Source organism: Actinocatenispora comari (assembly GCF_017312725.1).
In the GTDB taxonomy this organism is placed as follows: Bacteria; Actinomycetota; Actinomycetes; order Mycobacteriales; family Micromonosporaceae; genus Actinocatenispora; species Actinocatenispora comari.
This window is the reverse complement of record NZ_BOPO01000128.1, coordinates 90,600-114,284: the sequence shown is the minus strand read 5'-3', so window position 1 is coordinate 114,284 and position 23,685 is coordinate 90,600. Positions and strand designations below refer to the sequence as shown.

Annotated in this window: 23 protein-coding genes and 1 pseudogene; 9 read left to right on the top strand and 15 right to left on the bottom strand. The window is 73.0% G+C overall.

The genetic code is table 11. The annotated features are described in order from the left end of the window. Positions 1 to 7: 7 nt before the first annotated feature. The 7 genes and pseudogenes from NUM_RS31485 to NUM_RS31455 all read right to left on the bottom strand — a co-directional run bounded on the left by NUM_RS31485 (position 8) and on the right by NUM_RS31455 (position 6,911). On the bottom strand, positions 8 to 1,486 hold the full coding sequence (locus NUM_RS31485; RefSeq protein ID WP_207128667.1) for a complex I subunit 4 family protein: 1,479 nt from the start codon (positions 1,484 to 1,486) through the stop codon (positions 8 to 10). 556 nt (positions 1,487 to 2,042) lie between these two features. After that, positions 2,043 to 3,488, bottom strand: a pseudogene (locus NUM_RS31480) (proton-conducting transporter transmembrane domain-containing protein); the annotation flags it as partial. Beyond that, a complete protein-coding gene (gene nuoK / locus NUM_RS31475; RefSeq protein WP_207128554.1) occupies positions 3,485 to 3,790 on the bottom strand; it encodes an NADH-quinone oxidoreductase subunit NuoK in 306 nt (101 codons plus the stop codon). The pseudogene NUM_RS31480 and the gene nuoK, both read right to left, overlap by 4 nt. Then, complete coding sequence (locus tag NUM_RS31470) at positions 3,787 to 4,347, bottom strand: NADH-quinone oxidoreductase subunit J (RefSeq protein ID WP_207128553.1); 561 nt, start codon at positions 4,345 to 4,347, stop codon at positions 3,787 to 3,789. Before NUM_RS31470 ends, nuoK begins: the two co-directional genes overlap by 4 nt. Positions 4,348 to 4,381: 34 nt before the next feature. Further along, positions 4,382 to 5,293 carry a complex I subunit 1 family protein gene (locus NUM_RS31465; RefSeq protein WP_207128552.1) on the bottom strand — a complete coding sequence of 304 codons (912 nt, stop codon included), beginning with the start codon at positions 5,291 to 5,293 and terminating at the stop codon, positions 4,382 to 4,384. Then, a complete protein-coding gene (locus NUM_RS31460; protein WP_207128551.1) occupies positions 5,293 to 6,579 on the bottom strand; it encodes a hypothetical protein in 1,287 nt (428 codons plus the stop codon). Before NUM_RS31460 ends, NUM_RS31465 begins: the two co-directional genes overlap by 1 nt. Next, positions 6,570 to 6,911 carry an NADH-quinone oxidoreductase subunit A gene (locus NUM_RS31455; RefSeq protein ID WP_207128550.1) on the bottom strand — a complete coding sequence of 114 codons (342 nt, stop codon included), beginning with the start codon at positions 6,909 to 6,911 and terminating at the stop codon, positions 6,570 to 6,572. Before NUM_RS31455 ends, NUM_RS31460 begins: the two co-directional genes overlap by 10 nt. A gap of 158 nt (positions 6,912 to 7,069) precedes the next feature. On the opposite strand from NUM_RS31455, the gene NUM_RS31450 reads away from it, so the two are divergent. The 4 genes from NUM_RS31450 to NUM_RS31435 all read left to right on the top strand — a co-directional run bounded on the left by NUM_RS31450 (position 7,070) and on the right by NUM_RS31435 (position 10,973). Continuing rightward, positions 7,070 to 7,639 carry a hypothetical protein gene (locus NUM_RS31450; RefSeq protein WP_207128549.1) on the top strand — a complete coding sequence of 190 codons (570 nt, stop codon included), beginning with the start codon at positions 7,070 to 7,072 and terminating at the stop codon, positions 7,637 to 7,639. A 71-nt stretch (positions 7,640 to 7,710) separates the two neighbouring features. Next, the gene (locus NUM_RS31445; protein ID WP_207128548.1) at positions 7,711 to 8,328 is read left to right on the top strand and encodes a DUF305 domain-containing protein; all 618 of its coding nucleotides are present in this window, start codon (positions 7,711 to 7,713) and stop codon (positions 8,326 to 8,328) included. 197 nt (positions 8,329 to 8,525) lie between these two features. After that, a complete protein-coding gene (locus NUM_RS31440; RefSeq protein ID WP_225918979.1) occupies positions 8,526 to 9,956 on the top strand; it encodes an MFS transporter in 1,431 nt (476 codons plus the stop codon). Positions 9,957 to 10,166: 210 nt separating this feature from the next. Further along, positions 10,167 to 10,973, top strand: coding sequence for an SAM-dependent methyltransferase (locus NUM_RS31435; protein ID WP_207128547.1), 807 nt, complete (start codon positions 10,167 to 10,169; stop codon positions 10,971 to 10,973). Positions 10,974 to 10,997: 24 nt separating this feature from the next. Here NUM_RS31435 and NUM_RS31430 read toward each other — a convergent pair whose 3' ends face one another. Beyond that, positions 10,998 to 11,660 carry a response regulator gene (locus tag NUM_RS31430; protein ID WP_207128546.1) on the bottom strand — a complete coding sequence of 221 codons (663 nt, stop codon included), beginning with the start codon at positions 11,658 to 11,660 and terminating at the stop codon, positions 10,998 to 11,000. Continuing rightward, the gene (locus NUM_RS31425) at positions 11,657 to 12,826 is read right to left on the bottom strand and encodes a sensor histidine kinase (protein ID WP_207128545.1); all 1,170 of its coding nucleotides are present in this window, start codon (positions 12,824 to 12,826) and stop codon (positions 11,657 to 11,659) included. Before NUM_RS31425 ends, NUM_RS31430 begins: the two co-directional genes overlap by 4 nt. Positions 12,827 to 12,988: 162 nt before the next feature. Here NUM_RS31425 and NUM_RS31420 point away from each other — a divergent pair, with 162 nt between their 5' ends. Both NUM_RS31420 and NUM_RS31415 read left to right on the top strand, forming a co-directional pair. Continuing rightward, positions 12,989 to 13,282 carry a hypothetical protein gene (locus NUM_RS31420; protein ID WP_207128544.1) on the top strand — a complete coding sequence of 98 codons (294 nt, stop codon included), beginning with the start codon at positions 12,989 to 12,991 and terminating at the stop codon, positions 13,280 to 13,282. Next, positions 13,279 to 13,983, top strand: a complete 705-nt coding sequence (locus tag NUM_RS31415; RefSeq protein ID WP_207128543.1) for a hypothetical protein — start codon at positions 13,279 to 13,281, stop codon at positions 13,981 to 13,983. Before NUM_RS31420 ends, NUM_RS31415 begins: the two co-directional genes overlap by 4 nt. Before the next feature lie 23 nt (positions 13,984 to 14,006). On the opposite strand, the gene NUM_RS31410 is transcribed toward NUM_RS31415, so the two are convergent. Beyond that, positions 14,007 to 14,648, bottom strand: coding sequence for a carbonic anhydrase (locus NUM_RS31410; protein ID WP_207128542.1), 642 nt, complete (start codon positions 14,646 to 14,648; stop codon positions 14,007 to 14,009). A gap of 223 nt (positions 14,649 to 14,871) precedes the next feature. On the opposite strand from NUM_RS31410, the gene NUM_RS31405 reads away from it, so the two are divergent. After that, positions 14,872 to 15,813: a hypothetical protein gene (locus NUM_RS31405; RefSeq protein WP_207128541.1), complete on the top strand. Its 942-nt coding sequence runs from the start codon at positions 14,872 to 14,874 to the stop codon at positions 15,811 to 15,813. A 17-nt stretch (positions 15,814 to 15,830) separates the two neighbouring features. On the opposite strand, the gene NUM_RS31400 is transcribed toward NUM_RS31405, so the two are convergent. Both NUM_RS31400 and NUM_RS31395 read right to left on the bottom strand, forming a co-directional pair. Then, entirely contained in the window at positions 15,831 to 16,883 is a 1,053-nt protein-coding gene (locus NUM_RS31400; RefSeq protein ID WP_207128540.1) for an LCP family protein, read from the bottom strand. 218 nt (positions 16,884 to 17,101) lie between these two features. Then, positions 17,102 to 17,902 (bottom strand): COG4705 family protein, encoded by an 801-nt coding sequence (locus NUM_RS31395; protein ID WP_225918978.1) that lies wholly within the window; start codon positions 17,900 to 17,902, stop codon positions 17,102 to 17,104. Between the two features lie 296 nt (positions 17,903 to 18,198). Here NUM_RS31395 and NUM_RS31390 point away from each other — a divergent pair, with 296 nt between their 5' ends. After that, the gene (locus NUM_RS31390; protein WP_207128664.1) at positions 18,199 to 19,083 is read left to right on the top strand and encodes an endonuclease/exonuclease/phosphatase family protein; all 885 of its coding nucleotides are present in this window, start codon (positions 18,199 to 18,201) and stop codon (positions 19,081 to 19,083) included. Between the two features lie 62 nt (positions 19,084 to 19,145). On the opposite strand, the gene NUM_RS31385 is transcribed toward NUM_RS31390, so the two are convergent. Both NUM_RS31385 and NUM_RS31380 read right to left on the bottom strand, forming a co-directional pair. Further along, the gene (locus NUM_RS31385) at positions 19,146 to 20,033 is read right to left on the bottom strand and encodes an aminoglycoside phosphotransferase family protein (RefSeq protein WP_207128539.1); all 888 of its coding nucleotides are present in this window, start codon (positions 20,031 to 20,033) and stop codon (positions 19,146 to 19,148) included. A gap of 120 nt (positions 20,034 to 20,153) precedes the next feature. Next, positions 20,154 to 20,726 (bottom strand): ArsR/SmtB family transcription factor, encoded by a 573-nt coding sequence (locus NUM_RS31380; RefSeq protein ID WP_207128538.1) that lies wholly within the window; start codon positions 20,724 to 20,726, stop codon positions 20,154 to 20,156. Between the two features lie 60 nt (positions 20,727 to 20,786). On the opposite strand from NUM_RS31380, the gene NUM_RS31375 reads away from it, so the two are divergent. Beyond that, complete coding sequence (locus tag NUM_RS31375; protein WP_207128537.1) at positions 20,787 to 21,365, top strand: dienelactone hydrolase family protein; 579 nt, start codon at positions 20,787 to 20,789, stop codon at positions 21,363 to 21,365. Between the two features lie 91 nt (positions 21,366 to 21,456). Here NUM_RS31375 and NUM_RS31370 read toward each other — a convergent pair whose 3' ends face one another. Beyond that, the gene (locus tag NUM_RS31370) at positions 21,457 to 23,322 is read right to left on the bottom strand and encodes a potassium transporter Kup (RefSeq protein WP_225918976.1); all 1,866 of its coding nucleotides are present in this window, start codon (positions 23,320 to 23,322) and stop codon (positions 21,457 to 21,459) included. Positions 23,323 to 23,685: the final 363 nt, after the last annotated feature.

Below are 23,685 nucleotides of genomic sequence, written 5' to 3'. Positions count from 1 at the left end.
GGGGCGGTCATCGCGCGACCAGCTCCGCCGCGGTACGGGCGGCCGGTTCGATCAGGTCCAGCAGGAACCGGGGCAGTACCCCGATCAGCAGCGCCAGCAGCATCAGCGGCGCGATCGCCACCGCCTCCACGACGGTCAGGTCGCTGACGGTGGCACCGCCCGGCGCCCGGTAGCCGCCGAGGAAGATCCGGCGCAGCGCGGCGAGGAACAGCGCGGCGGTCAGCAGGATGCCCAGCACGGCGATCGCGGTGGCGACCGGTACCGGCCCGAGGCTGCCGGCGAACACCTGGAACTCGGCGACGAAGCCGGAGAAGCCGGGCAGGCCGAGCGAGGCGAACGCGGCGGCCGCGGTCAGCAGCGCGAACCGGGGCGTACGGCTGGCGAGGCCACCGTAGGCGTCCATGGTGTAGGTGCCGCCACGCTCGTACAGCACACCGGAGAGCAGGAACAGCGCGCCGGTGATCAGCCCGTGGCTGACCATCTGGGTGACCGCGCCGGTGACGGCGAGCGAGCGCGCCGCGGCACCGGAGCCGAGCAGCCCGGCGGCGCCGATCGCGAGCAGCACGTAGCCCATGTGGTTGACCGAGGTGTAGGCGATCATCCGCTTGAAGTCGCGCTGCGCCAGCGCGACCAGCGCCCCGTAGACGACCGACACCACGCCGACCACCACCGCGACGAGGGCGTACCGGCGCCAGGTGTCCGGCAGCATCGGCATCGCGATGCGGACGAACCCGTACGTGCCCATCTTCAGCAGCACACCGGCCAGGATCGCCGAGCCGGCCGCCGGGGCGTCGGTGTGCGCGGGTGGCAGCCAGGTGTGGAACGGCACCGTCGGTGTCTTGATCGCCAGCCCGAGCCCGATCGCCAGCAGCGCCAACGTACCGCCGAGTCCGGTCAGCGGGTGGGCATGGGTCAGCGCGACCATGTCGAACGTGTGCGGGGTACCGGACAGGTACAGCCCGATGAAGCCCAGCAGCAGCGCCAGCGAGCCGAGGAAGGTGTACAGGAAGAACTTCAGCGCCGAGCGCTGCCGGTCGCCGTGACCCCAGCCGGCGATCACGAAGTACATGCCGACGATCGACAGGTCGAAGAACACGAAGAACAGGATCAGGTCCAGCGAGACGAACAGGCCCAGGCTGACCGTCTCCAGGAACAGGAACAGCGCGGCGAACCCGCGTACCCGGGTGCGCTGGCGCAGCGAGTAGATCGCGCAGGCGAGGAACAGTACGGCGGTCATCGCCAGCAGCGGCAGCGACAGCCCGTCGACGCCGACGTGGTAACCGACGCCGACCGACGGGATCCACCGCAGGTTCGTCTCGTACCCGATGCCCCGGCCCGGGTAGCCGATCCAGATCCCCACCACGAGCGCGAGATCCACCGCGCTGGCCGCGACCCACAGCCAGCGGACCGCGCGGTCCGGCAGTCGCGGCACCGCCAACACCCCGAGACCGACCAGCAACGGCCAGAACACCACCAGGCTCAGCAGCACGAGCTCACCTCGACCCGAAGACGATCAGCAGCACGATCAGCACCGCCAGCCCGACCAGCGCCTGCGCGTAGTACTGGTGCAGCTGCCCGGTCTGTGGCAGCCGCGCCCACGCGCCGAGCCGCCGCACTCCGGCCGCGAGCGAGCGCACCGCGGTGTCGACCCGCAACTCCACCACCGCACCGGCCACTGTGGACAGTACGGCGGCCGACCGGGCGGCGGCCCGGACGCCCCCGTCGACGAGCCGGTCGTCCACGGTGGCCAGCGCCCGGGCGAGCCGCAGCACGGGCCGGGCGACGAGCAGCACGGCCGCTCGCTCCAGCCACAGCCAGTCGACCAGCATCCGGTTCGCTGCGGCCACCGAACCGCCCGGTCGCGCGCCCGACGTCACCGCGCCGCGCGGCTGTCCGCGTCCTCCCGCCGCGGCCGGCGCAGGGCGGGTTGGTGGTCCGCCCGGGAACGAGCGCGCTCGGCGGGTTGGTGGTCCGGCGGGGGACGAGCGCGCACGGCGCGACGAAACCCCTTGCAGGGCGACGACCCCGGCGAACGCGGCCGCCGCGATCGCGCCGGAGAGGACCAGTTCGGCCGCCGTCGGGCCGGCCTCCCCCGGTACGCCGAGCAGCCGGCGCCAGGCGGCGGCCACCGGCGGCAGCGACAGCGTGGCGAGGCCGGCCGCACCGGCCGCGAGCGGTACCAGCGCCGCCCGCATCGACCGGGTGACCGGCGCGGCCGGCTGCTCCCGGTACGCGCGGTCGCCCGGCCCGCGCCGCCACACCGCGGCGACCGCCTTCCCCGCGTACGCCGCACCGAGCAGCGTGGCCGCCAACCCGACCGCGTACAACGGTGTCGACGCGCCGGTGACGATCTCGTCCTTGGCCGCCCAGATCGACAGCGGCGGCACCCCGGCCAGGCTCACCGCGCCGACCGTGAACACCACCCCGACCAGCGGGTACCGCCGAGCGGCGCCGGCCAGCCCGGGCAGCTGCTTGGTGCCGAGGCCGGTCAGCCAGGCGCCCGCGCACAGGAACAGCAGGCTCTTGGTCGCGGCGTGCGCGACGAACTGCTGCGCGCCACCGGCCACCGTGGACACGCCGGCCGCGAGCACCAGGTACCCGAGCTGCGCGCAGGTGGAGGCGGCCAGCAACTGCTTGAGGTCGCGCTGCGCCACCGCGACCGCGCCCAGTACCAGGGCGGTCGCGGCACCGAGCCAGGCGACCAGCGGCGCGGCCCAGGACGTCGCCGCGAGCAGCGGGTGCAGTCGCAGCAGCAGGTACCCGCCGGCGGCGACCATGGAGGCCGAGTGCAGCAACGCGGACACCGGGCTGGGGCTCGCCATCGCTCGGGACAACCAGAAGCTGAACGGCAGCTGCGCCGACTTGCCCAGTGCCGCGAGCACCACGCCGGCGGCGACCAGGTCGCGCCAGCCACCGGGAGCCGCCGCCAGCCCGGCCAGCCGCAACCCCGGTACGCCCGCCGCGACCGCGCCGCCGGCCGCCAGGTACAGGCCGACGTCCGCGGTGCGGGTGGTCAGGAACGCCACCTCGCCGCCGCGTACCCGGTCGAGGTCGGCGTGCCAGAAGCCGATCAGCGCGTAGGAGGTGGCGCCCATGACCTCCCACGCCGCCAGCAGCGCCGGCAGCGTCGTCGCGGTGACGGTCACCAGCATCGCGCCGGCGAACACCAGCAGCAGGCCGAAGAACCGCCACCGGCCCGGATCCGCGGACAGTTCACCGGCCGCGTAGACCAGTACCGCCAGGGTCACCGCCGCCACGGTGAGCGCCAGCACGGCGGACAGCCCGTCGATCCGCAGCCCGGCCGGGGAGCCGGCGAACAGCGGCACGGAGACCGCCGGCCGGGTCGCCGCGCCGATCGCCGCCAGCACGACCGACCCCACCGCGGCGGCTACCGCCACCGGTGCGGCGATCCGGTTCACCGCCCGGCCGGCGCCGAGCAACCCCACCCCGGCGGCGAGCGGCAGCACGACCAGCAGCAGGGCGATCATCGGCGCAGGTCCGCGGCCGCGTCGGTGGTGTCGACGTCGCGGGCCCGGAAGATCGCCGTGGTGACCGCGAACCCCATCGCCATCTCGACCGCCATCACGGTGATCGCCACGACCACGAGTACCTGGCCGTCCGGCCGGTGCGGAGCCAGGAACCACCACGCCGCCGCGCCGGCCACGATGACCGCGTTGACCATCAGCTCCAGACCCATCATGATCATCACGATCGACTGCTGGGACAGCGCGCCGTACAGCCCGATCGCCAGCAGCGCCGCGGCGAGCAACAGGAACAGCTGCAGCATCATCGGCCCACCCCGCCGCGGATCGGGTCGTCCGGGACCCGGCGCTCCAGCTCGTCCCCGTACCGGTCGTAGCGGCCCCGGTGCTGTGCCAGCACCACGGTGGCGACCATGGTCGCGAACAGCGCCAGCCCGAGCACCATCATCACCAGCATCTTCGAGCCCATCAGCGCCTCGCCCAGCTGCCGGGTGGGCTCCGCCGGCGGTGCGCCGCGCCGGGCCGGCCACCGGACCAGCAGGATGCCCGCCGCCAGCAGCACGAAGGTACCGGCCGAGATCGCCAGCGCGCCTCTCCTGTTGTGCATCATGCTCATCGGCATCAACCCGGCCGGGTTCATCATGTACATGATCATGAAGACGGCCATCACCACCATCTCCATGATCATCATCAGGATGACCAGCACCCCCAGGTACGCCAGGTGCAGGAGCAGCACGTCGACCGCGACGAACACGAACGAGGCGAGCAACGCGAACGTCGCCCGGGCCATCGAGTCGACCCGGAACACCGCCGCGCCGGCCGCGACCGCACCGACCGCGCAGACCACGAAGACCACCAGCTGCATCCCGTTCACCTCACCAACGTCGACCGCATCCCGTTCACCGCAGCAACACCACGATCGCCACCAGCAGTGCCTGCACCAGCGTCGCCGGCAGTAGCACCAGCCAGGACAGCTCGGTGTACCGCTCCATCCGTACCGTCGGCAACCGATCCCGCAGCCACACCAGGAACCCGAGCACCGCAACGGTCTTCAGCAACGACCACAGCCACGCCGGCAGCAGCGGGCCGGCGCCGCCGCCGAGGAACGCCGGTACCGCGAACGCCGCCGCGGCGGTCAGCATCAGGTACCGGCCGGCACGCAGCAGCAGAGCGTCCACACCGGACAGTTCGGCGCCGAGCCCGCCGGCCAGGTCCGCCTGCGCGGGCGCGTCGAACGGCCCCCAGAACGCCATCGCCAGCGCCGCGACCAGGTAGGCGACGAACGCCACCGGCATCCACACCACGAACCACAGTCCGGACTGCGCGGCGACCACGTCGCCGACCCGCAGCGAACCGGCGCCCAGCGCCACCGTGGTCAACGCGAACATGTGCGGCAGCTCGTACGCCAGCCCCTGCGCCAGGAACCGGTAGCCGGCGACCACTCCCCACACCGAGTTCGCGCCCCAGCCGACCAGCCACAGCCCGGCCCACACCACGACCTCCATCGCGTTGAACCACACGACGCCGACCGGCGAGTCCCACGCCGTCCACCGCCCCAGCGGTACGACGAGGGCGGCGAGCGCCGCGGCCACGCACACCGCGGCCGGCCCCGACCGCCACAACAGCCGGTCCGCGGCGAGCGTCGACCGGCGCTGCTGCGCCAGCAACCGGGCCACCTCGGCCACCGGGGTACCGGCACCGGCGGCGCGACGGGCGACCGCCACCCCGCGACCGACCGCCGCGATCGTCGCCAGCGCGAGCAGCACCGCACCGGCCAGCAGCGCCGTCCACAGTGGAGCTTGCCGGACCATCAGGCACGCTCCGGTACAGGCTCGTGGACCGGAGCCGCGCCGAGGCTGGCGACGACCAACCGGGCGGCCGCGAGATCACCGCCGGCCAGCGCCGCCGGCAGCAGCCCGGGATCCGGCTCGACGAGCTCGATCGCGCGCCCGGCGAACACCGCGTCCAGCCCGTCGAGCCACGCCGACAGCCGCCCGTACACGTCGTTGGCCGGCCCGGCTCCGGTTGGCGGCACCGCACCGGCCCGTGCCCGGGCTCCGGCGCTCGATCCCGCGCCCGTCGGTGTCCCGGGCCCGCCGCCCGGGAGCGGCCCCAGCCCGGACAACGACCAGCGCAGCATCCGCGAGCGTCGCACCCGCGTCGCCCAGCGCCGGTACCCGGTGGGCGCCGCCCCGGCCCGCACCGCGTCGCGGAGCCGGCGGGCGTCCCGCGCCGCACCCGGCCAGCCGGCCAGTACCAGCAGGCAATGCGCCTGGTCGAGCAGCCGCACGGCCGGCACGACCGAGTGCCGCGGCCCGGCCGGCAGCAGCTCGGCCGCTGCCTCCTGGACGACGTCGCCCTGCAGCACCAGCCGGACCGTCAGACCGGCCGGCCACGGGTACAGCGCCGGACCGAGCGTGACGTGCAGCCGATCCAGCATCAGCCCGTCCCGGTCGGCGCCGCGATCGGCCATCGCCACCCCACCCGGCAGCACCATCCCCCCGTGCCCGTGCCCGTGCCCGTGCCCGCCGTCCTCGTGCCCGCTGTGCTCGTGCCCGCCCTCGTGTGCGCTGTGCTCGTGTGCGCGATCGTCGTGCCCACCGTGCTCGTGACCGTGCACGTCGTATCCACTCGGCTCGCCGTGCTCCCGGTGCCCACCCGGCTCGCCGGGACCGTCGTGCCCACCGGGTCCTCCCTGCGCGGGGAGGTCGGGCGCCGGCTGATCGGGCTCGGGGTACCGGGGCCCGCCGGTGCCGTGGCCGTCGGGCTCGGCGGCGTCGTCCGGCCGGTACGAGGGGGAGCGCAGGGCGGCGAGCGCGTGCCGCAGGGCCGCGTCGGCGTCGTCGGCGGCGCGTACCGTGACTCGCCGGCGGGGCAGCGGCAGCTGGTGCCAGACCTCGGCGACCACGGCGTCGAGCGCGGCGGACCCGGGGCCGCAGACCACCAGCGCGTTGGCCTGCGCCGGGGCATACGCGGGCGACCAGGCGTGCCGGTCGCACCAGCGTTCCACCGCCATCCGGGCCGGCTCGCCGCCCGGTGCGGTGACGATGAGCGGCCGCAGCGGGGTCCGGCGGCGCAGCGCCGTGGTCAGACCCATCGCAGCGCGCCCTCCCGCCAGGCGTAGAGCACCCCGGCGAAGAGCACGGCCAGGAACGCGAACATCTCGATCACGGCGCTGGCACCGACGGTGGCGACGACCAGTGTCCACGGGTACATGAAGACCATTTCCATGTCGAACGCCAGGAACAGCATCGTCACCGTGTACCAGCGCACGTGGTAGCGGGAGAGGGCGTGCTCGACCGGCGGGTTCCCGGACAGGAACGGGGCGCGCGGGGCGCCCTGCGCGGCGACCCGCACGAGCCGGCCCACCCCGTACAGGGCGAGGACGGCGAGCGACGCCACGCCGGCCACCAGCAGTACCGCCGTCATCCTGCCGCCCTCGCCGTCACCATCGGCGTACGATACCCCGAGCGGGTATGGAGGGCAGCCGGTTTCCCGCAAACGGCCCGCCGCGGTCGGTGGCGTCCCGCCCGGTACCCTGGCGAACCGGAACACACCCCCGGGGGGTACGGGAGGAGGTGGCGGTGATGCCGGCACGGGTGACGCGGTGGTCGCTGCTCGCCGTGCTGCTGGTCTGCGGCATCGCGCTGATGCACACCCTCGGCCATCCCGCGATCGGCGCCGGCGACGCGGGGATGCACAGTCGTGCGGCCCCGGCCGGCCAGCACGGCTCGGCACTGCGGCACCAGCCATCGCCGCAGCGCGACCTGCTTCAGCACGCCGCCCCCGTTCCGCACGGCGCCCCGGCTTCGCACGTCGCCCTGGCTTCGCACGGTGTTCCGGCTTCGCACGGTGCTCCGGTTCCGCGGCGTGACCCGTTGTTCGCCGCGTCGTACCCGGTTGCGATCTCGATCGTGGCGCTGGCCCCGGTGCTGCACCTGCCGACGCCCGGCCCGCACGGCATGGACCCGAGCCTGATGTGCCTGGCGGTGCTCACCGCCCTGCTGTCGGCCGGTGCCGTGATCGCCCTGCTCCGGTACCGCGATCGAACCGCCCGCCCGGGCCCGGCTCCGGCACCGTCCGGGCGGGCGGTCCGTGGCCCGCCACCACCCCGGTCCGGCCCCGCTCTCGTCCGGTTGTCGGTGTTGCGCATCTAGATGCCCGCCGCGGTGCCCTCGCGGCGCCGCACGCGCATCTCGTTCACCGACAACGAAAGCGAGCACAGATCATGTTCCGACACACGTACCTTCGGCGTGCCCTGCTGGGCGTCGCGGCCGGTGCGGCGGTGCTCGCCGTCGCCGCCGGTTGCGGCGGTGGCGGTACCGGCGCCGACCACTCGACGATGAACCGGCGGGACGGTTCGGCCAGCCCCGGCGCGGCCGGCCACAACGACGCGGACGTGATGTTCGCGCAGATGATGATCCCGCACCACCGGCAGGCGATCGCGATGACCGATCTCGTCCTGTCCCGCGCGTCGAGCGAGCGGGTCAGGAGCATCGCCACGCAGATCGCCGGTGCACAGAACCCGGAGATCCGCACGATGTCCGGGTGGCTGCGGTCCTGGGGTGAGAAGGTTCCGGCGGCGGGCGCCAAGGCGGGCGGGATGGACATGGCCGACGGCATGATGTCCGACGCGGACCTGGCCAAGCTGAAGGCCGCTCGGGGTGAGCGGTTCGACGCCCTGTTCGCCCGGATGATGATCGCGCATCACGACGGTGCCATCGCGATGGCCCGCGACGAGCAGTCCGACGGGAGGGACCCGGACGCGAAGCGGCTGGCCGGGCAGATCGTCAGGTCGCAGACCGCCGAGGTCAGGACGCTGCGCGGCATCGCCGGCGGCAGGTAGTTCGATGCCCGGGTGTGCCGTCGGCGCACCCGGGTTCTCGCCTGCCCGCTGCCGGCCCTCGAAGACCGAGGTCCGCGGCTCGGGCCGAGCTCGCTTCGATATACCCCCAGGGGGTACTTGCGTCGGATCGCGGAGCGCGTTACCGTGACGATCCTCGATACCCCCTAGGGGTACATGGGAGCGTTCGGGAGGACGTCATGTCGGACCTGGCAACGGGCTCGCGCCGGTGGTGGGCGCTGGGATTCATCGCGCTGGCGCAGTTCATGGTGATCATGGACACCTCGATCATCGGGGTGGCACTACCGAGAATGCGCGTCGACCTCGGGTTCTCACCGGGCGGCCTGTCGTGGGTGTTCAACGCGTACGTGATCGCGCTGGCGGGGCTGCTGCTGCTCGGCGGCCGGCTGTCCGACCTGCTGGGCGCGCGACGCGTGTTCGCCGCCGGTTGGGTGATCCTCGCGGTCGGCTCGGTGGTCGCCGCGCTCGCCGGTACGGCCGGCGTGGAACTCGTCGGTCGGGTGGTGCAGGGGGCCGGCTCGGCGCTCATCGCGCCGTCGGCGTTGACGCTGCTGATGACGGTGTTCGGGCCACGGCCCGGCGAGCTGGGCAAGGCGCTGGCGATCTACGGTGCCGCGGCGCCGGCCGGCGGCACCGCCGGGGTGTTCCTCGGTGGCGTCATCACCCAGTGGCTGTCCTGGCCGTGGGTCTTCTGGCTGTACGTGCCGATCGCCGCGGTGGCGATCGTCGCCACGCCGCTGCTGATGCCGGTGGCCGGCCGAAGCCGGGGCTCGGTGGACGTCACCGGCGCCGCCGCGGTCACCGGCGGCCTCGCCCTGGCCGTACTCGCCATCGTTCGCGCACCGCAGGTCGGCTGGGCCGCGCCGTCGACGCTGGCGATCCTGGCCGGCGCGGTCGTGCTGCTCGCCGGATTCGTCGCCCTGCAACGCATCCGGCGCGAGCCGCTGGTGCGCCTGGGCATCTTCCGCACGCCGTTGCTGGGTGCGGCGAACCTCGCGCAGGCGTTGCTCGGCGCGGCGTGGATCCCGATGTGGTACTTCCTGAACCTGTACCTGCAGCAGGTGCTCGGCTACGGTGCCTTCGCCAGCGGCGCCGCGCTGCTGCCGATGACCCTGCTGATCGTGCTCCTGATGGTCGCCGTCGCGCCCCGGCTGATCGCCCGGCTCGGCGCCAAACCGCTGATCGTGGGCGGGCTCGTGGCGCTGGCCGCCGGGCTGGTCTGGCTGTCGTTCGCCCGCCCGACCGGCAACTTCCTGGTCGACGTGCTGCCCGCGTCGCTGCTCGCCGCGCTGGGCCAGGCGCTCGCGTTCATCCCGTCGTTGGGCACCGCGATCGGCAGCGCCCGGCCCGAGGAGGGCGGGTTGGCCGCGGGGCTGGTCAACACCTCGTACCAGGTCGGCTCGGCGCTGGGGTTGGCCGCGATGACGGCGGTCGGTGTCTCCTTCGGCGCCGGTCGGATCGGCCACCCGGCCGAGCTGACCGCCGGCTTCTCCGCCGCGTTCCTCGGCGCCGCCGGTATCGCCGTTCTCGGCGCGATCCTGGTCCTGCTGGTGTTCCGTACCCGCCGGCTGGCGAACGCGCCGGACCGCGAACCGGCCCGGGTCGGCTGACCGGCCACCGCTCGTGGGCGTCGACGGCGGTCGACGCCCACGAGCGCGTTCGCCGCCGTCAGCCGGCGCGGGTGCCGCCGAGGAACGGGGCGCGGACGATCTGCTGGATCGACCCGGGCGACGGGGGGTACGGACGGCCGGTGGCAGACTCGCGTCCCGACGGGGGACACTGCGGGGTGAATCCGATCGACGACGAGGCGGTGCGGTGAGATGGAGCGACCCGAAACCGGTCCGGAGCTGGACAGCGCCGACCTCGACCGGCCGAGTCCGGCCCGCATCTACGACTACCTGCTCGGCGGCGCCCACAACTTCGCCTCCGACCGCGCCGCCGGCGAGCGCGCCGCGGCGACCATGCCGACGCTGACCGCCGCGATCCGGGCCAACCGCGGCTTCCTCCGCCGGGTCGTGGTCCGGCTGGCGGGCACCCTCGGCATCACCCAGTTCCTGGACCTCGGGTCGGGCATCCCGACCGTGGGCAACGTGCACGAGATCGCGCAACACCAGAGCCCGGGCAGCCGGGTGCTCTACGTCGACATCGACCCGGTGGCGGTGGCGCACGCCCGGCACATCCTGTCCGGCAACCCGCTGGCCGAGACCATCCAGTGCGATTTCCGGGACCCCGCGGCGGTTCTGGACCACCCGGCCCTGACCGACCTGCTCGACCTGAATCGGCCGGTCGCGGTCCTGATGAACGCCGTCCTGCACTTCGTCCCGGACGAGCAGGATCCGGGCGGGATCATCGACGGCTACGTCGAGCACCTCGTACCGGGCAGCTACCTGGCCGTCTCGCACGCGGCGCCCGACCCGGACCACCCGCGCGAGCAGGAAGCCATGGTCGAGGACTACCGGCGCACCACGGGGGCCGAGTTCATCAACCGGTCCGCCGACACCATCGCCGGGTGGCTGCACGGGCTCGACATCGAGCCGCCCGGCATCGTCCCGGTCAACGAGTGGTACCCGGACACCGCGGCCGAACCCATCCTGCGCACCTACGGCGTCCTCGCCCGCAAACCCTGATCCGCGGGAACCCGCCCGTCCAGGTCAGGAACCCTGCTGCGCCCGGAACACCAGCAGCGCCAGCTGGACCCGGTTGTCCAGGCCCAGCTTGGTCAGGGCCCGCGAGACGTGCGTCTTGACCGTGCCCTCGCTCATGAACAGCGCCGTGGCGATCGTGGCGTTGGACGCACCCTCGGCGACGGCGTCGGCCACCGCGCGTTCCCGCTCGGTGAGGACGGCCAGGGCCCGTACGGCTTCCGTACCGCCGTCACCGTTGGCGGACCGGGCCTGCCGAGCCACCAGCTGCCGGGTGATCGTCGCGGAGAACGCCGACTCGCCGGAGGCGGCAAGGTGGATCGCATGGCAGAGTTCCTGCGGCGCAACGTCTTTCAGCAGGTAGCCGCTCGCACCGGCCTGCAGCGCCTCGAGCACGTGGGTGTCCAGGTGGAACGTGGTGAGCATCAGCACCGCGCACGACGGCACCGCGTCGTGGATCCGCCGGGTCGCCTCCACGCCGTTCATCTCGGGCATCTGCAGGTCCATCAGGACGACGTCGGGCCGGTGCCGGGTCGCCGCGACGACGGCGTCGGCGCCGCTCGGTGCCTCGGCGACGATCGTGATCGTGGGGTCGGCCGACAGGACCATGGACAGCCCGGCGCGGACCATCGCGTCGTCGTCGACGACGAGGACCGAAGTGGTGGTGTTCATCGGTAGGGCACTCTGCCATGCATCCGGAACTCGGCGGCGCCGCCGTCGCCGTGTCCGATGATCTCGTGCTCCACCGCGCCGCCGAGAGCGGTGAGACGCTCGGCGAGTCCGACCAGCCCGGCGCCGCTGCCGGGCAGCGCCGGTGCGCTCCGGTCGACCGGGTTGGTGACGGTCACCAGGAGGTTCGGACCGTCCCGCCGGACCCGGACGGTCACCAGCGAACCGGCCGCGTGCTTGCGTGCGTTGGTCAGCCCTTCCTGGACGAGCCGGTACGCCTCCTCGGTGGCCGGGTTCGCCGCGCGCAGGGCCTCGTCGTCCAGGTGCGCGACGACGAGCTGACCCGCCTGTCGGGCCTCGTCGACGAGCCCCTGCACGGTCCGCTCGTGCCGGGTCTGCTGCGGTACGGCCAGCGTGCCGTCCCGGAGCACGCCGATCACGGTACGCAACTCGTCGAGCGCCTTGGTCGCGGTGGTGCGGATCGTCGTGGCGGTGGGGCCCACGTCCTTCCCGTCCGCACCGGCGACCTCGAGCCCGCCGGCGTACAGCGCGATCAGCGACATGTAGTGCGCGACGGAGTCGTGCATGTCCCGGGCGATCCGGGCGCGTTCGGCCAGCTGGATCTGCTCGGCGCGCAGCTCGCGCTCGCGCTCGATGCGGGCCGCCCGGTCCCGGTAGACGGCCACCAGATCCTGCTGCTTCTGTTGCAGCGCACCCCAGGCCACGACCGCGAGCGCGATCGCCGTGTTGACCACGACGGTCAGGCTGAGTTCGGAGTTGGCCGGGTAGATCAGCCAGAACCCGAGCGCACCGACCACATCGGCGAACGCCACCGCGAAGGCGAGCTCGATCCGCCGGGTGCGGGCGACGGCGAACAGCGCCACGTAGTTGGCGATGCCGGCGGTCGCGCAGAACGCCGCCAGGACGGCGAGTGTCAGGCCGACGGCGACCGGGGCCCGGCGGCGCAGCAGCAGGGCGAGGCTCGCCAGCGCGCCCACCGTGATGTCGAGGGCACGCCAGCCACCGCCCGGCCGCTGTTCGAGAACGAGGAACAGCAGCCCGAGGCCGCCGGCGAACGAGGCGAGGACCAGCAGCGCCGACCGCCCACGCGATTCCCAGCGCTTCCGGCTGCTGGGCGATTCGGTCGTCACGGTCGGAGAGGGCGGCACCGGGCCAGCCTAGGAGGTACCGGCAAGCGCCGGCCAGCGCGGCCACGCACCGGCGGCGGTGCCGGGGTCAACGAAAGTGGCAGCCGGTGCTGGCCGTTGGCTGACCCGTTCGTCCCGAACGGCAGACGACGCGGGCAGGCGCCGACCGGCATCGTTGACGGCATGAACACGACACGGCACCGCCTGGCCATGTTGCTCGGGACGAATCCCGCCGAGCAGCGCTCCACCTCCCGGATGCGCTTCACCGTCACCGCCGTTGCCGCCTTCGGCACCGCGATCCAGGTCATCGTCTGGCTGCTGATGGCCATCTTCGGTACCCACCTGGACGGCCCGTGGTGGCTCTGGACGCCGGCCAGCGCGCTGGCGATCAACGCTGCGCTGCTGGGCCTCGACCACGTCCGCCGGCACTGGGCGAGCACCTCCGTCCGGACCGAAACCGCTCAGGAGTCACTGTGACGACCTCGTCGATCGCCCCCGGCTCGTCCGCCGCCCGTACCGCGGCCGGCGGCTCCGACGCCCGGCTCGCCGGCCGGGCCGGCCTCACCGTCGGCGCGCTCTCCGTGCTGCTGGTCGCCCTGTACTTCGTCTACTCCGGTCCGCCACCCGCGTGGAACGTGCTGAGCCGCAGCCTGCTGACGCTGGTCATCGTCGCCGCGCTGACGGTGTTCGGCGTGGGGCTGGCCCGGCTGCTGCCCGTCGACGGCAGGGGCCGGCGCACCGTCGCGGGGCAGCTGTCGATCGTGTCGCTGTTCACGTACGGCGCGGTCATCCTCTTCGCGACCTCGCTGGAGGCGGGCACCCCGCTCGCCTACCCGGACAAGGCGATGGACCCGACCACCGACGGACCGCTGGCTGCCGCGATGGCGCTGGCACACGGCCCGATCGCGCACCTGTGGATCGCGATGTTCTTTCTCGGGCTCGTGGTCGCGGTGAGCCGATCGGCCGCCGCGCGCATCGTGCCCGGCTGGACCCTGCGGGGCAGCGTCGTCGTCGCGGTGATCAACCTGCTCGCGGTGCCGTCGCTCTACTTCGGCATGGACGCCAGCAACTTCTACGCCGTCAACGGGTGGGGCGCGGACGCTCTCGTCGGGCTGATCACCCTGGTGTGGGTGGGTTTCGTCGGGCTCGGCATCGGGCGGGCCCGCCGGAGGTCCTGACCGGTCACCGGCCGGGAACGTGGTCAGGAAGCCGTGGTACTCGGCACGTCGAGGCCACGGGCGGCGACCACGTCCACCCGGCCGTCGGCCAGCCGGTAGCACAGCCCGACGACGCCGGCCCGGCCGGCCGCCACCCGCTCGGCGAGCAGCCGGGACCGGTCGAGGAGCAGATCGACGGTGCGGCTGACGTGCTCGGCGAGGATCTCGTCGGCCCCGGTGCGCCCGGCGGCCCGGGCCGCCAGCACGCTGGGAGTCACCTGCTCGACGACGTCGCGGATGTACCCCGGGGCCACCCCGCCGTCCTCGAGCGTGGCGCGGGCGGCGCCGACCGCGCCGCACGCGTCGTGGCCCAGCACCACGACCAGCGGGCAGTCGAGCAGCTCCACCCCGTACTCGATGCTGCCCAGCACCTCGGGGCTGATGACCTGGCCCGCCGTGCGGACCACGAACAGGTCGCCCAGGCCGCGGTCGAAGATGATCTCGGCGGCCAGCCGGGAGTCCGAACAGCCGAACACCACGGCGCACGGGTGCTGACCCTGGGCGGTCTGGGCACGGCGGGCGGCATCCTGATTGGGATGTTCCGGCGTACCCACCACGAACCGTTGGTTACCGGCCAGCAACAACTCGAACGCTTCGGCAGGGGTCAGGGCCCGGGTCTCGGTCATGACCGCAGGTTACGTCGTCCGGCCGGCCGCCAGCCGGCCGAGGGTGGCCGTCCCGGACGCGACGGGCTCCGCGTCGCCCGGACGTGACGGGATCCCGGGCCGGGGCCGCGGCGGGGCCGCATCGACCGTTCGGACGGGTACCGGCGGGGCCGCGGAGCACGATGATGGGTGGGGGCCACGGTGCCCGCCGCGGCCCGGTGGCGTGCGGCGAGGCGGTGGCACGATGCCGTGGCACTCAGGTACCGGAAGAATCGGACGATGGGCGCGGGTCGGCGCCGCGGCGGTGCTGGGCGGTGTCGCGGTGCTGACGGTGGCGGCGCCGGCGGCGGCCGGTGACGCGCCGGCCGGCTTCTGGTACGGCACCGACAGCAGCACGATGTCGCCCACCGGCACCGGCCCGTACCACGAACCGGTGATCGGCGGCTCGTACGGCGGCTACCTCGGCATGACGGCGAACTGGGCCAACCTCACCGGCTGCCACAAGGTCGTGGTCTGGTCGGCGACCAACGCCGCGCAGGCCAGCCGCAACCACACCACCTACCACCTCGGCATCGGCACCGGTGCGTACTACTTCATGGGTGGGCCGGGCGTCGACCCGCACTACACCGGCGGCACCGGCGAGGCGTACGCGTGGGGCGAGCGGCAGGCCGCCGACGCGCTGAGTCACCTGGCGCACCAGACGATCGACTACCCGGTGGTGTTCGCCGACATCGAGCTGCCCGGGCACTCGCCGAGCTACACCCCGGCCGACGACAACGGCTGGAACAGCGTCTACACCTCGCCGTGCAGCGGCGTGGTCAGGAAGTCGTCCGTACCGATCTCGGTGGACCGGGCCGACCTGAACGGCTTCGCCGCGTACCTGACCACGCACTCCCCGGACAAGCTCGGCGTGTACTCGGCGCCGGACATCTGGTCGTCGATCTTCGGCACCGGCACCGACGCGTCGATCCCGAACACCTACGAATGGACCTACGAGTCGTTCACCTCCAGCCTGTCGCACCACCCGTACGGCTGGTGCCTGTCCGGCACGTCGACCTGCGCGCGCTTCTTCGGTGGGCAGTCCAGCAGTTCGAGGTACGCGCTGATGTGGCAGTGGTCCGGCGGTGGCGGAAGCCGCAACGGCTACGGCGACTTCGACCAGATCGACGCCGCCCGCACCCCCTGACCCGACCGGTACGGATCTCAGTCGCCGGTGCCCGGGCCGTGCGAGACCAGGCTGGGGTGCCGCGCGAGGTACTGGCCGGCGGTGTCGTCGCGCATCGCGGCGAACAGCTCGTCGTCGACCGGCTGGACGAGGCCCTCGTTGCCGTCCGGCAGGGTACGGTGCGCAATCTGCAGGCCGACCAGCCTGGCCGGCGTGAGCCGGCGCAGCGCCAGCGCGAGGTCGGACAGCCGGTAACCGTTGAGGTCCATGGTCAGGGCGCGGTTGGTGGCGTCGAGCAGCCGGTTGAGCTTCACCGGGTTGGTCAGCACGCCGGTACTGGTGGCGCGGGTCAGGATCTGCTTGAGGTACTGCTGCTGCATGCGTTGCCGGCCGTAGTCGGAGTCGGCGTAGACGTAGCGTTGCCGGACCAGTTCCAGCGCCCGGGTCGCGTCGTAGTGGTGGCAGCCGGCGGTGAACTTCTCGCCGCGCAGGCCGGGTTGCCGGGACACGAACGTCTTGTCCACGCAGAGGCGGACGCCGCCCAGTTCGCTGGTGATCGCCGTGAACCCGTCCCAGTCCGCCAGCGCGGCCAGCTCGAAGCGCGCGCCGGTGAGCTGCTGCACGGTCGTGTTCAACAGCTGCATCCCGCCGGCGGTGTCGGCGATGTCGCGCATCCCGTACGGGAACGCCGCGTTGATCTTCGTCGTGCTGTCGCCCTGGCCGGTACGGGCGTCGGCCGGGATGTGCACCTCCAGGTCGCGCGGGATCGACAGCAGGTACGCACGGTCCAGCGACGCGGTGACGTGCAGCCACATGATGGTGTCGGCGCGCGGCAGCTCGCCGGTCGCCTTCCAGCTGCTGCGCAGGTCCGAGCCGGCCAGCAGGATGTCCAGCGGCCCGGTCACGGTACGGGAGTGGCGCGAGCTGCCGTCGCCGAGGAGGTCCTGTTGCCGGACGGCGTGATCGAACCGGTCGGCGACGAGCACGGTGCCGGCATAGGCGCTGCCGCTGCCGAGAGTGAGGACGATCCCGATGATCAGGCACAGCCTGGTCCAGAGCGGACTCCGGCGCTTCCGGCTCCGATTTCGCATGGCCACCGCGACCTTCCGCGCCGCCCGGCCACCGCCGGTCCGGCGCACCCCCGTGCCCGACACGGTCCACCCGGGGCGCGGGGTTGCGGGTTCTGCAGGGCCGTACCGGTGCCATCGTCCCACCGCGGCGACGCCCCGGCCGGCGGATGGCCCGAAACGGTGCGCCGATCGGGGACGGGCCGCGCGGTTCCGGGACCGGCCGTCGGGCGCCGGCCGGCTCAGACCGGGTCGGTACGGCCCGGCGGCTGGGCATCGGTGCGCGTGACCGCCAGGTAGCCGACCAGCACGAGGATCAGCACGCCCAGCACCAGCGCGACCGGGCCGTCGCCGAAGCCGAGGCCGCCGGCACCGGCCGGTTTGCCCAGGCCGTCGGCGATCGAGGCGCCGAGCGGCCGGGTGAGCACGTAGGCGAACCAGAAGGACAGGATCGGGCTCCAGCGCAGCCACCGGTAGCCGATCGCCGGAAGCACGATGAGTGCCGCGAACACGGCCGCGGAGGCGAAGTACCCCAGCCGCAGCGTGGCGGCCGTGAAGTCGCCCAGCGCGGTACCCATCGCGAACGTCGCCACCACGGCGGCCCAGTAGAACGCCTCCCGCCGGGGGGTGTCGATGCTGTGGATCGACAGCGTCTTCTCGGTCGCGCGCCAGGTGCCGAACACGGCGGCCAGCGCGACCGCGTACAGCACGCTGGAGTACAGGTACGGCACGCCCAGCCCCACGTGCAGGACGTCCGCCGCCATGGTCCCGAAGGTCCCGACCATCACGACCGCCAGCCAGTACGCCCAGGCCACGTAGCGCGCCAGCGCGAACTGGACGATCAGGGCCACCGTGAAGCCGGCGAAGCCCAGCAGGACCGCGAGTACCGGTGGCAGCACGTGCACCAGGTAGTCCGAGGCGGACTCGCCCATCGCGGTCGACAGCCCCTTGATGATCCAGAACACGACCGTGATCTGCGGTACCCGCCGGGCGCCCCGGACCGTCAGCCAGGAACGGGAACGCCGTTCCGCCAAGGTATGCACCGCCGGATGATATGTGGCTTCCCGACCGGTGTACGCCGTCGAGATCCCCTCGCGCCAACGTTTTGCCGAGCCGTTGCGCTGCCCTCGCACAGCCGCGCGACCGGCTCCGGGCGACCGGCTCCGGGCGTTCCGGCCGGGACCTATCGTCGGCGTATCGACAATCGCGTACGTCGTGGCAACATCGCGCCGGCTGCACTGGGCACATGTCCACGACCGTGCCCCGCCTGACACCGTCCGCGCCGCCCCGGCAGTACCCGCGTACCGGTACCCGGCGGCGCGGCCTGGTGCTCGCCGCGATGGCGCTGCTGCTCGGCCTGCTGCTGTGCGGGCACGGCTGGATCCCGAACGCGGGCGGGCATCTCGGCAGCCTGGTCGAGACGTTCCTGCCCTGGTACGGCCTGGCCGTCCCGGTGCTGCTCGTCGGGGCCCTGTGCCGTCGGTCCGTCGTGGCGACGGTGGCCTTGCTGGTGCCGGTGGTGGCGTGGCTGAGCCTGTTCGGCGGGCTGCTTCCCGACAAGTCCGGACCGGGCGCGCAGCTCACCGTGGTCAGCCACAACGTCGGCGCCGCGAATCCGGACCCGGCCGGCACGGCGCGCGACCTGGCCGGCTCCGGCGCCGACCTGGTGGCGCTGGAGGAACTGACCCCGCAGGCCACCGGCACGTACCAGGCCGGCCTGGCGCGGGCGTACCCGTACCACGTGGTGCGGGGCACCGTCGGGCTGTGGAGCCGGCTGCCGCTGTCGGACGGCGGGCCGGCCGGGGCGATGGATCCGTCCCGGGCGCTGCGCGCGACCGTGCGCACCGACCGCGGCCCGCTCGCGGTGTACGTGGTCCACCTGTGGTCGGTCCGCGTCGGCCCGAGCGAGGGCTTCTCGGCCGGCGTACGGGACTCCGGCGCGGCCACGCTGGCCGAGGCGGTCGCCGCCGACCGGGCCGAGCGCGTGGTGGTGCTCGGCGACCTGAACGGCACCCCGGACGACCGTGCGTTCGCCGGCCTCACCGCTCGGCTGCGTTCGGCCCAGGCCGTTGCCGGGCACGGCTTCGGCTTCAGCTGGCCGGCCACGTTCCCGGTGGCCCGGATCGACCAGATCCTGGTACGCGGCGTGCAGCCGACCCGCGCGTGGGTGCTCCCCGGTACCGGCAGCGATCACCTCCCGGTGGCGGCCGGCCTGCGCTGGTGACCCGTCCGGCGAGGATCCGGGTACGGAGCGGCGGAAGCTCGGGCCGCCACGGGCTCCGGTGGCTACGCGGTGCGGCGGTCCGCCTCGGCCAGCAGCAGCTCACCGAAGGGCTGAAAGCCGATGCTGCACGCGTAGACGCCGCTGAACACCCGGTGGACGGTTCCCCACTCCCAGATCGCGGTGGCATCCACGCCGGTACGGGAAGCCAGCTTCGCGGTCCGCGCCCGCAGGTCGTCGCCGAGGCCCGGATCGCACCGCACGATGGTGCCGAGATCGCACGCCGGTTCGGCCCGCAACCCGGCGGGGTCGACGAGCTTGTAGCTGCCGTCGTTGGCCTGCAGGGCGTTCAGCTGGTGGATGTCACCGTGAACCAGCACCGCCGACCGATCGTCGTGCGCGATGCGCCGACGGTTCATGCAGGTCAGCGCGTCGGCCACGGTGGCCGGCGAGCACGGTCGCCCCGCCTGCTCCCACAGTTCCGGCAGCCGATCCGCGTACTGCTCGGCGAGCGTCGCGCCGGTGGGGAGGTCGATGTCGGGCCCGACCGGACGCCACAGCCGAACCGCCGCCTCGCACAGCAGCTCGTGCCGGCGTACCGGGTCGGCGACGACGTCGTGCATCGCCGGCCCGAGGCGCTCCAGCAGGAGCGCGTGCCGGCCCAGGTCCTCGTGCAGCAGCGTGGCGCAGCCCGCTCCGTTCGCCAGGCGCAGCACCGTGGCCTCCGGCCCGGGGTCCCGGCCGGGCACCCCGATCTTGAGGACCGCCGGCGTGCCGTCGAGACGCGTCGCCTCGACGACCAGGGCGGCCTGCCCGCCCGCGAGACTCGCCCCGATCGTCAGCGACCACGTCCGAGCCAGCGAGTCGAGCACACCGGGCAGCTCGTCCAGCCAGGGTTCGTTCCCGTCGGCCACGACCGTCCGGCGGAGCTGGTCGGGAATGTCGAGCGGCACGTCGTCAGGCTAGCCCCGCCCCTCCCCGGACCGCACGGTGTCGTGGCGGCCGACGACGCCGCCGCCCGGGCGCCACCGCCGCCGGTTGGCCCCCGGTACCGGAAGCAGGTGGCGGCGTGGTCACGGCGTCGCCGGCGGCAGGGTGGGGTGTTCGGCCGGGTAGAGGCTGACCACGAACGAGTACGAGGTGTCTCCGTCCCGGGGCAGCTGGTCGAACTCGTTGAGCAGCGCGACGACGCGCTCCCAGAAGGCGCCGGCCTGGGCGGAGGAGATGTGGGCGTGGTGACGCAGCGCCCGCATCCGGTCGGCGTGGTAGGCGGGCATGGACTCCTCGGCGGCGTCGGCGAGCTCGTTGGGCCAGGGCGGTGGCGTCACGTCCTGCGGCCGCACCTTGCCCACGGAGATGTTGCGGGCCGTCCGGCCGTAGAAGCTCTCCTCGATCGCCCGCACCCGCCGGGTACGCACCACCCGGACGAGCCCCGCGTCCAGCAGCACCTTCACGTGGTGCGCGACGGTGCTCTTCGGGCGGCCCACCGCCTCGGCGAGTTCGGTGACCGTCGCGGCTCGTTCCAGCAGCAGGTCGAGCAGGGTGCCGCGGAACGGGTCGGCGATCGCGCGCAGCTCGTGCGGCGCGGTGACGACCCTGGATTCGTCGAGGTCGTAGTCGGGGAAGCTGCTATTGATCGAAGGCACCCGAATATACTAACTTCATGGATCATTGGCGGTGACCCGCCGTTCGATCAGGGAGGAAGCATGGCCGAGGTCGTCCTGTTCCACCACGCGCTCGGGCTCACGCCCGGTGTCGTCGGCTTCGCCGACCAACTGCGCCGCGCGGGCCACGCCGTCCACACCCCCGACCTGTTCGAGGGGCGAACGTTCGGCAGCATCGCCGAGGGCATGGACCACGTCGAGCAGATCGGCTTCGGCGAGGTGATCGATCGAGGCACCCGGGCTGTGGACAGCCTGCCCACCGCGTTGGTCTATGCGGGTTTCTCCCTGGGAGTGCTGCCGGCGCAGAAACTCGCTCAGACCCGGGCGGGAGCCCGAGGCGCCCTGCTGTACTACGCCTGCGTGCCGATCGCGGAGTTCGGTGGCAGCTGGCCGCAGGACGTGCCGGTGCAGGTGCACGGCATGGACGCCGATCCGATCTTCGCCGGGGAAGGCGACCTCGACGCGGCGCGGGCACTGGAGAAGGAGAGCCAGCAGGCCGAGCTGTTCACCTACCCCGGCGACCAGCACTACTTCGCGGACCCCACGCTGCCCTCCTACCGGCCGGCGGCGGCGGCCCTGCTGACCTCGCGCACGCTGGCGTTCCTGTCCGCCCGCTCGTGACACGGATCTCGGCGTCGAGGCCGCGTCCCTCGACCGGCCCACCGCGCGGACACGCTGGAGGTCGCCGGCGGGTAGCCGGTCCGTCGCCGGGTCAGATCTCGACGTCGGTACCCATCGTGACGGTGCGGCGCCGGGGGAGTTGGAAGCGGGCGGCCGGGCTGGCCGCGTTGGTGGCGAGGACGACGAACAGCCGCTTGCGCCAGCGGGCCATGGTGTGCGACCGGGTGGTCTGGATCGCACCGCGAGACAGGAAGTACGACGCCCGGCCCATCCTGGCCGCCTCGATGCCCAGGACGTCGCTGGCGCAGGCGCGCCGCAACGCCCGGGGGATGTTCGGGGTGTCGGAGAAGCCGATCTGGATGTTGAGGTACTCGATCCCGTCGTCGGAGTAGCCGAGGTCGTCGTGGGTGAACGCCTCGTCCCAGGGCACGTGCGGCACGTTGGTCGTCTCCACCGACACGATGACGACGTGTTCGTGGATGATGTGGTTGTGCTCGACGTTGGCGCGTAACGCCAGCGGGGTGGTGCCCTTGTTGGGGTGCGGGAACACGGCGATCCCGGCGGCGCGGGGCAGCTTCTTGTCCCGGACGTGCTGGACGAACTCCGCCAGGGAGCCCTCCTTGTCCCGCCGGCGATCGGACACCAACTGGCGACCGCGGCGCCAGGTCGTCATGACCGTGATCACCGCCAGCGCCAGCAGCAGCGGTACCCACCCACCATGCGCGACCTTGGACAGGTTGGCGGCCAGGAACGTCACCTCCAGGCTGCCGAACACCACCGCCGCCAGGGCCAGCTTCCAGGCCGGCCAGTTCCACAGCGGTCGTGCCACCAACAGCAGCAGCAACGTGTCCACGACCAGGGCGCCGGTGACCGAGACTCCGTAGGCGGTGGCCAGCCGGGCCGAGGAACCGAACAACAGGGTGACCGCCAGCACGCCGAGGAACAGCAGGACGTTGACCGCGGGCAGGTAGACCTGCCCGCCCTCCTCCTCCGAGGTCTGCCGGACCGTCAACGGCGGCAGCAACCCCAACCTGACCGCCTGCCGCGACAGGGAGAACGCGCCGGAGATGACCGCCTGGCTCGCGATCACGGTGGCCGCGGTGGCCAGCACCACGACGGGGAACCGGGCCCAGCCGGGAAACAGCAGGAAGAACGGGTTGGCGCGAGCCGACGGATCCTGCAGTACCAGCGCCGCCTGGCCCAGGTAGTTGAGCATCAGCGCCGGGAACACCACGAAGAACCACGAGCGGCGGATCGGCGCTCGGCCGAAGTGCCCCATGTCCGCGTACAGCGCCTCGGCCCCGGTGATCACCAGCACGACCGCGCCCATGGCCACGAACGTCAACAGCGGGTGCGCCACCACGAAGGCCACCGCGTAGGTGGGTGACAGCCCCAGCAGCACCGACGGGCGCCGGGCCAGCCCGGTGAGCCCGGCGACGGCGAGCACCGCGAACCACAGCAACATCACCGGACCGAACAGCCGGCCCACCTTGCCGGTACCGAACCGCTGCACCGCGAACAGCCCCGTCAGGATCACCGCCGCGATCGGTACCGCGAGATGCCCGATGCCCGGCACCGCGACGTTCAAACCTTCCACCGCGGACAGCACACTCATCGCCGGGGTGATCACCGAGTCGCCGTAGAACAGCGAGACACCCACGATCCCGATGATCAACAACGAGGCGGTACGGCCGGCGCGGCTGGCGTAGAGCCGCTGCGCGAGCGCGGCAAGAGCCATCACCCCGCCCTCGCCGTTGTTGTCGGCCCGCATCAGGATCGTGACGTACTTGATCGACACCACGATCGTCGGGCTCCAGAACATCAGCGAGATCACGCCGTAGACGTCGGCCTGGGTCGGCCGCACGATCCCACCGTCGATGCTGAACACCGTCTGCAGCGCGTACAGCGGGCTGGTGCCGATGTCGCCGAACACCACGCCCAACGCGGCGACGGCCAACCCGACAAGACCTGCGCTCCGACCCGCAGAGCCTCGACCGGTACCCGCCGCGCCGGCGGCCCCGGTGGCTCCGGATCGCCCCGTCACTCGACCGGCCCGTACGCGTCGCTGTCGCTCAACACGCGTTCATCTTGCCTCCACGCCGCCAAGGGCGCAGCGGTAGGTGTTCGGGGTCGCCGCGGCAGGGGCCACCGGGCCGAGGTGCCCGCTCCTGCCCGGTGAACCGGCCGACGGTGCTTTCCCGCCGTGGATGCCCCATCGCACGCTGGGTCCGTGCTCCGTTTTCGGTCCAACAGAGTGGGTTCGGCGGGGCGCGCGACACCAGGGCCGCCGAGACCGGCCCAGCGACCGAGCACGCACCTC

Coding starts and splice junctions, on each gene's coding strand:
- nuoK (WP_207128554.1), bottom strand. CDS start 3,790: ATGATGCTGCAGCTGTTCCTGTTGCTCGCCGCGGCGCTGCTGGCGATC.
- NUM_RS31470 (WP_207128553.1), bottom strand. CDS start 4,347: ATGCAGCTGGTGGTCTTCGTGGTCTGCGCGGTCGGTGCGGTCGCGGCC.
- NUM_RS31465 (WP_207128552.1), bottom strand. CDS start 5,293: ATGGTCCGGCAAGCTCCACTGTGGACGGCGCTGCTGGCCGGTGCGGTG.
- NUM_RS31460 (WP_207128551.1), bottom strand. CDS start 6,579: ATGGGTCTGACCACGGCGCTGCGCCGCCGGACCCCGCTGCGGCCGCTC.
- NUM_RS31455 (WP_207128550.1), bottom strand. CDS start 6,911: ATGACGGCGGTACTGCTGGTGGCCGGCGTGGCGTCGCTCGCCGTCCTC.
- NUM_RS31450 (WP_207128549.1), top strand. CDS start 7,070: ATGCCGGCACGGGTGACGCGGTGGTCGCTGCTCGCCGTGCTGCTGGTC.
- NUM_RS31445 (WP_207128548.1), top strand. CDS start 7,711: ATGTTCCGACACACGTACCTTCGGCGTGCCCTGCTGGGCGTCGCGGCC.
- NUM_RS31440 (WP_225918979.1), top strand. CDS start 8,526: ATGTCGGACCTGGCAACGGGCTCGCGCCGGTGGTGGGCGCTGGGATTC.
- NUM_RS31435 (WP_207128547.1), top strand. CDS start 10,167: ATGGAGCGACCCGAAACCGGTCCGGAGCTGGACAGCGCCGACCTCGAC.
- NUM_RS31430 (WP_207128546.1), bottom strand. CDS start 11,660: ATGAACACCACCACTTCGGTCCTCGTCGTCGACGACGACGCGATGGTC.
- NUM_RS31420 (WP_207128544.1), top strand. CDS start 12,989: ATGAACACGACACGGCACCGCCTGGCCATGTTGCTCGGGACGAATCCC.
- NUM_RS31410 (WP_207128542.1), bottom strand. CDS start 14,648: ATGACCGAGACCCGGGCCCTGACCCCTGCCGAAGCGTTCGAGTTGTTG.
- NUM_RS31405 (WP_207128541.1), top strand. CDS start 14,872: ATGCCGTGGCACTCAGGTACCGGAAGAATCGGACGATGGGCGCGGGTC.
- NUM_RS31400 (WP_207128540.1), bottom strand. CDS start 16,883: ATGCGAAATCGGAGCCGGAAGCGCCGGAGTCCGCTCTGGACCAGGCTG.
- NUM_RS31390 (WP_207128664.1), top strand. CDS start 18,199: ATGGCGCTGCTGCTCGGCCTGCTGCTGTGCGGGCACGGCTGGATCCCG.
- NUM_RS31375 (WP_207128537.1), top strand. CDS start 20,787: ATGGCCGAGGTCGTCCTGTTCCACCACGCGCTCGGGCTCACGCCCGGT.